The sequence below is a fragment of the Microbacterium hominis NBRC 15708 genome, from assembly GCF_001592125.1.
Taxonomy (GTDB): domain Bacteria; phylum Actinomycetota; class Actinomycetes; order Actinomycetales; family Microbacteriaceae; genus Microbacterium; species Microbacterium hominis.
This window is the reverse complement of sequence record NZ_BCWI01000010.1, coordinates 119,872-126,020: the sequence shown is the minus strand read 5'-3', so window position 1 is coordinate 126,020 and position 6,149 is coordinate 119,872. Positions and strand designations below refer to the sequence as shown.

Annotated in this window: 4 protein-coding genes; 1 reads left to right on the top strand and 3 read right to left on the bottom strand. The window is 73.9% G+C overall.

What is annotated here, in order from left to right:
• Positions 1-1,241 (bottom strand): HNH endonuclease signature motif containing protein (locus MHO01S_RS09705; RefSeq protein ID WP_061782222.1); only part of this gene is annotated, 1,241 nt, incomplete at its 3' end.
• 138 nt (positions 1,242-1,379) lie between these two features.
• On the opposite strand from MHO01S_RS09705, the gene MHO01S_RS09700 reads away from it, so the two are divergent.
• The gene (locus tag MHO01S_RS09700; protein ID WP_061782219.1) at positions 1,380-4,259 is read left to right on the top strand and encodes an ATP-binding protein; all 2,880 of its coding nucleotides are present in this window, start codon (positions 1,380-1,382) and stop codon (positions 4,257-4,259) included.
• A 12-nt stretch (positions 4,260-4,271) separates the two neighbouring features.
• Here MHO01S_RS09700 and MHO01S_RS09695 read toward each other — a convergent pair whose 3' ends face one another.
• Both MHO01S_RS09695 and MHO01S_RS09690 read right to left on the bottom strand, forming a co-directional pair.
• Positions 4,272-5,111, bottom strand: coding sequence for an ABC transporter permease (locus MHO01S_RS09695; protein WP_174524672.1), 840 nt, complete (start codon positions 5,109-5,111; stop codon positions 4,272-4,274).
• Positions 5,108-6,139 carry an ATP-binding cassette domain-containing protein gene (locus MHO01S_RS09690; protein ID WP_061782218.1) on the bottom strand — a complete coding sequence of 344 codons (1,032 nt, stop codon included), beginning with the start codon at positions 6,137-6,139 and terminating at the stop codon, positions 5,108-5,110. The genes MHO01S_RS09695 and MHO01S_RS09690 overlap by 4 nt, the downstream gene beginning before the upstream one ends.
• Positions 6,140-6,149 lie beyond the last annotated feature (10 nt).

The window sequence follows — 6,149 nt, the reverse complement described above, 5'->3', positions numbered from 1 at the left end:
AGGTGGGCGAGGTTGTCGGGTGCTGTGTGGCCGCCGTCTGCGGCGGGGGTGGTGTGGTCGCGGTCGCACCGGTGGGCGGGGCGGGTGCAGCCGGGCGTGCGGCAGCGTTCATCCCGTGCGGCGAGGTAACGACGCAGCTCCGCGGACGGCCGGTAGCGGTCGACGGCGACGGGGATGCCGGTGGTCGGGTCGGTGAACACGCGATCCCATCCGGGGGCCAGGGCGGCGAGGCGTCGGGCGGTCGTCGGGTCGATGGGGCCGTACCCGGTCAGGATCGCCGGGCCTCCGTCGGGGTCGCCGGCGAGGGTCAGCGCGGGCACGGTGACCTGGATCCGTGCGGTGATGGCGTCGAGGCCGGCGCCGGTCGCGGTCGTGGACGGGGTGCTCGTGAGGAGCAGGTCACTGAACACGTCCGCGCGGACCTGATCGAGCGTGCGAGCATCCGTCCCGCCGGTGGGACCGGTCCGCAGACACTCACCACCCGCATCGCCGCCGCCTACACCGCCGCCATCAGCATCGTCGTGACCACCGTCGCCGTCGGGATCACCGTCAGCCGGCTGGTCGAGGATGCCGCGGGCACGGGTCGTGAGGCTGTCGTGGATCGCCTGGGCGAGCGGGGCGGGAAGATCCGCGATCAACCGCGCCATCCCGTCGTCGAGGGGGAACAGACGCACCGACCGGGAGTCGTACGCGCGGCGGGCGGCCTCGGTGAACGCGGCGGGATCGATCGTCGCCGCGATCGCCTTCGCGGCCGCCGCCATCCGGGCCGGTGACTCCGACTGCGCGACATCCAGAGCGAGGGCCTCGAATCGGGCACGGTCGGCCTCGGTGCGCAGCAGCCCGCCCGTACGACCGATCGCCCACGCGTGACCGGCATCGATCCGCCCCTGCCCCCAGATCTCCAGCGTGGTCGGGAACTGCTCGCGCAGCAGGTACGCCTCCGACATCCGTCGCTGCACACCCCGATCCGACACCCGGAGTGCCATCGCGAGCTCCAACGCGACTTCCCGCAACGGCAGATCAGCCTCACCCGACCGCACCGACCGTCCCTGCTGCAGCGCCTCCTGACGCAGCAGCGCCACCCGATCCGCGACAACATCGACCGCCGCCGCGCACAACCGCGCCTCCGCCGCCTGCGCCCGCGCCGCACGACGGCGCGCATCGACGACGCCGGACACCAGCACGTCCAACGCCGGCCACACCGATCCCGGCGATCCCGGCGCCTCCACCACAGCGCGCATGACTCCCCCACCGGCACACGCCGGAGAACACGACCCGCATCACGAAGGGGGCACGCGCGGGGCTTCTTCATCCCAGTATAGAACAAATCTTCGAATGCCGCACGCAGGAACGCGGGAGCGCGGACCTAGAGTGGAGCCGTGCGGCTCACCTACTTCGGCGGTCCGGCGTGGGATGCCGGCCCCCTGCCGGCGCGCGGACGCGGGCAGGAGGGACTTCTCTTCCGTCTCGCCGTCGACGCGGGCGCCGTCGTGTCTGTGCGGGCGCTGGCCGACGACCTCTGGTCGTTGGATGCGCCCGACGACCCGCGCGCCGCGCTGCAGTCCCTCGTCTCGAGGCTGCGCCGCGCCCTCGGGGCCGCGACGATCGCGTCGGTGTCGGGCGGCTACCGCCTCACGATCGGCCGCGACGAGATCGATCTCACACGCTTCCAGGATCTCGTGTCGGAGGCCCGGGCCGCGGGCGACCCCGCCGCGGCGGCCGCGCTCGCACGCCGAGCGATCGCCCTCTGGGTGGGCGATCCGTGGGTGCCGGACGGGTTCGACTGGGCCCTGCGCGACCTCCTCGAAGACCGCGCCCACGCGGAGCGCCTCGTCGCCGCGGACGCCGCCGCGGCCGCCGCCGCACCGGACGCCGACGCCCCCGCCGCCTCCCGTGCGCCCGCCGTGCCGGCGGCGCTGACGCCGCTCATCGGCCGCGGCGACGAGCTGACGACCATCGCGGCGCAGCTGCGCGCGGAGCGGCTCGTCACCGTCATCGGTCCCGGCGGCGCCGGCAAGACCACGCTCGCCCTGGAGACGGCGCGCCGAACGCCCGACACGCTCTTCGTCGAGCTCGCCCCGGCCGCGGCGGCCGAGATCTGGGCGGCCATCGCGGCGTCCGCCGGCCGCGGCATCCGACTCGGCGAGACCCCGCCGCGTCGCGAGGAGAGCGACCGCGACCGCGTCGTCGAGGCCCTGCGCGGCCGCGACGTGCTCGTGGTGCTCGACAACTGCGAGCACGTCAGCGCGGCCGCGGCGGCCGTCGCGCGGGATCTGCTGGCCGCCCTGCCCGCGGCGCGGATCCTCGCCACGAGCCGCGAACCCCTGGGCGTGCCCGGCGAGGCGTTCGTCGCGCTGGGACCGCTGCCCGACACCGACGCCGTCGAGCTCTTCGAGCGGCGCGTGCGTGCCGCGCGCGGCACGCCGCCCGACGCCGCCGAGGCGGAGACCACCGCGCGCATCGTCCATCGGCTCGACGGGCTCCCGCTCGCGCTCGAGCTGGCGGCGGCGAAGGCCCGCACGCTCACCCTCGCGGAGATCGACTCCGGCCTCGACGACCGGTTCGCTCTCCTGGGCTCGGGGCCCCGCGCCGCCGATCCGCGGCACCAGACCCTGCGCGCCCTGATCGACTGGAGCTGGGAGCCGCTGCCCACGGACGAGCGGACGGCGCTGACGGCGGCATCCGTCTTCGCGGACGGTGTCGGCGTGCGGGATGCCGCCGCCGTCGCCGCCGCGTTCGGAACGCGACCGGAGGCGTTCGACGCCCTCGTGGACCGCTCCCTGCTGACGCGCACGCACGGGCGGTTCCGCCTGCTGGAGACCGTTCGCGAGTACGGCCGCGAGCGTCTGCGCGCGGAGGGCCGCGAGCGCGAGGCGCAGATCGCCGCCGCGCGCGTGCTCGCGGCGCTCGGCGCCCAGCACGAGCAGCAGCTGCGCGGGCCTGGGGTGCGCGACGGGCTCGCCTGGTTCGACGAGAACGACGAGTCGCTGTCCGCCGCGATCCGGCTCACCCAGACCGACCCCGACCTCGGCGACCTCGGCCGGTCGCTCGTGCGCGCGACCGTGTGGCCGTTCTTCATGCGTGAGCGGTTCGGCGAGCTGCGCGGCGCGATCGAGCGGGTCGCGCACGCCGACGGCGTCCCCGAGAGCGAGGCGGCCGTCGTGCTCGACGCGCTGCTGCTCATGATCCCCTCCTTCACGGTGGCGGCCTCCGCCGATCCCCTCCCTCCCGCCGAGGTGGACCGCTTCGCCCGCCGCGCCGCCGAGATCTCGACGGGCGCCGCCCGGCACCCCTCCGAGCTGTCCCTCGCCGTCGCCGCCCTCCTGCGGGCGGCGTCGCGCTCGCTCATCGAGAGCGGCGGCCGCCGCATCCGGTCGTGGAACTTCTCGGCCCACGACGAGGCCGCCGCCGATGCGCCGCCCTGGACGCACGCCTTCCTGGCCGTGCTCGACGCGGCATCCGCGCAGAACAGCGGCGACATCGCGACCCTCGAGACGGCGAGCGCCCGGGCCCTGCGGATGTTCGAAGACCTGCAGGATCCGTGGGGCCTCGCGCTGGCGAGCCAGCTGCGCTCCGAGTGGCTCGTGCTGCAGGGCCGCCTCGACGAGGCGCTCGCGGTGTCGGACGCGGCGGCGGAGGGGTTGGCGGGCCTCACCTCGATCTGGGACGTCATCCAGCAGAGTTCGCTCACCCTCGGCATCCTGGCGCGGCTCGGACGCTTCGACGAGGCCCAGCAGCGCCTGGAGGAGGTGCGACGCCTCGCCGAGCTCGACGGATCCAGTCGTGCGCTGTTCCAGTACCACTCGACGGCCGCCTCGCTCGCGATCGCCGCCGAGGATGCGGAGGCGACGCTTCGCCATCTGGAGGCCATCCCCGCCGCCGCGATCGGCGACCCGCAGCCGCAGCTGCAGGCCTGGGCGGGTGCCCGCCGCGCCCAGGGGCTGCTGCTGCTCGGACGGACGGACGAGGCGCGCGATGCCTTGCGCGAGACCCTGCCGATCGCCTTCGCCGCCGACGATCAGCCGATCGCCGCCGACGTGGTGCTCGCGACGGCGGCGTGGCTCGCCGCGGTCGGCCGTACGGATGCCGCGCGGCGGGCGTTCGCGGCATCCGTGCGTCTGCGCGGCGGCGCCGACGTCACCGACCCCGCCTTCGCGCGGCTGCGCGCCGTGCTGGGCGATCCCGATCCGGCACTGCCGCTGCGCGACGCAGAGGACGGCGGCGAGGACGTGGATGCCCTCGCCGCCTTCCTCGACTGACCCCGCGGTCGGTCAGGCCTTGCGCATGTAGGCGCGCACCGTGAGGGGCGCGAACACCGCGACGATGACCGCAGCCCCCACCAGCGAGGTCCAGAAGTCCGTCCCGATGGTGCCCGCGTTGGCCAGGTCGCGCACCGCCGTGACCAGGTGCGAGATCGGGTTGATGCTCGCGAACCAGGCCAGCGGCGCGGGCAGCGAGTCGATCGGCACGTAGGCGTTCGACAGGAACGTCAGCGGGAACAGGATCAGCATCGAGATGCCCTGCACGCTGGAGGCGGTGCGGGCGACGACCCCGAAGAAGGCGAAGATCCAGCTGATCGCCCACGAGCAGGCGATCACCAGCAGCCCCGCCGCGACGACGGCCCCGAGGCCTCCGGCCGGACGGTAGCCCATGAGGAAGCCCACGACGAAGGTGATCGTGGTCGCGATCGCATAGCGGAGGGTGTCGGCCAGCAGGGCGCCCGACAGCGGGGCGATGCGGGCGATCGGCAACGACCGGAACCGGTCGAAGACGCCCTTGTCCATGTCCTCGCGCAGCTGCGTGCCGGTGACGACGGAGGTCGTGATGACGGTCTGGACCAGGATGCCGGGAATCAGCGCCGGCAGGTAGCTCTCGACGTTTCCGGCGATCGCCCCGCCGAAGATGTAGGCGAACATCAGCGTGAAGATGATCGGCTGCACCGTCACGTCGACGAGCTGCTCGGGCGTGCGGCGGATCTTCACGAGCCCGCGGTAGGCCATGGTCAGGGTGTTCTCGACGGTCTGGCGCAGGCTCGTGCGGTTCGACAGGCGACGCTCGGATGCCGGGGTGATGGGGGTCAGGGCGATCGGGGTCGGGGTGATGGTGGTCATGCGCGGACCTCCGTGGTGGCGGCGTTGGCGGTGGGGGCGTCGGCGGACGCGGGGTCGGTGTCCGCGGCATCCGCCGGTCGGCCGGTGATGGTGAGGAACACCTCGTCGAGCGTCGGCTTCTGCACGCTCATCTCGGTGAGGTGGATGCCGGCCTCGCGCAGGGTGATGAGCAGGTCGGCGACCCGGTCGGGGTCGGCCATCGGCGCCGTGATGCGCGCGGCCTCCGGCGACAGCGCGCCGCGCACGCCGAGCACCTGCGCGATCGCGCGGAGGGCGTCGTCGGTGTCGGCGGCGTCGGCGAGCCGCAGGATCAGCGAGGAGGTGCCGACCGACGCCTTGAGGTCGTCGGCGGTGCCCTCGGCGACGACCCGGCCGTGATCGATCACGGCGATCCGGTCGGCCAGCTGGTCGGCCTCGTCGAGGTACTGCGTCGTGAGCACGACGGTGGATCCCGTCGCGACGAGCTCGCGGATGGTGTCCCACATCTGTCCGCGCGTGCGCGGGTCGAGGCCCGTCGTCGGCTCGTCGAGGAAGATGAGCGGCGGCTGCGCCAGGAGGGATGCCGCGAGGTCGAGCCGGCGCCGCATGCCGCCGGAGAACTTCTTGAGCGGCCGGCGCGCGGCATCCGTCAGGGCGAAGCGCTCGAGCAGGTCGGCGGCCTTGCTCTTCGCCTCGGCGCGCGACAGGCCCAGCAGCCGGCCGAAGATCATGAGGTTCTCCGTCGCCGACAGCGTCTCGTCGACCGAGGCGAACTGGCCGGTGACGCCGATGAGCTGGCGCACGACGTTCGGCTCGCGCATCACGTCGTGGCCGAAGATCTCGGCGCGGCCGCCGTCGGGACGCAGGAGCGTGGCGAGCATGTTGATGGTGGTGGTCTTGCCGGCGCCGTTGGGGCCGAGCACACCGTAGACCGTGCCGGCCTCGACCGTCAGGTCGACGCCGTCCACGGCCCGGTTGTCGCCGAAGACCTTCACGAGGCCTTCGGCGCGCACCGCGAGGGTGGGTGTGGAAGTGGAGGAAGTGGTCATGTCATCCACT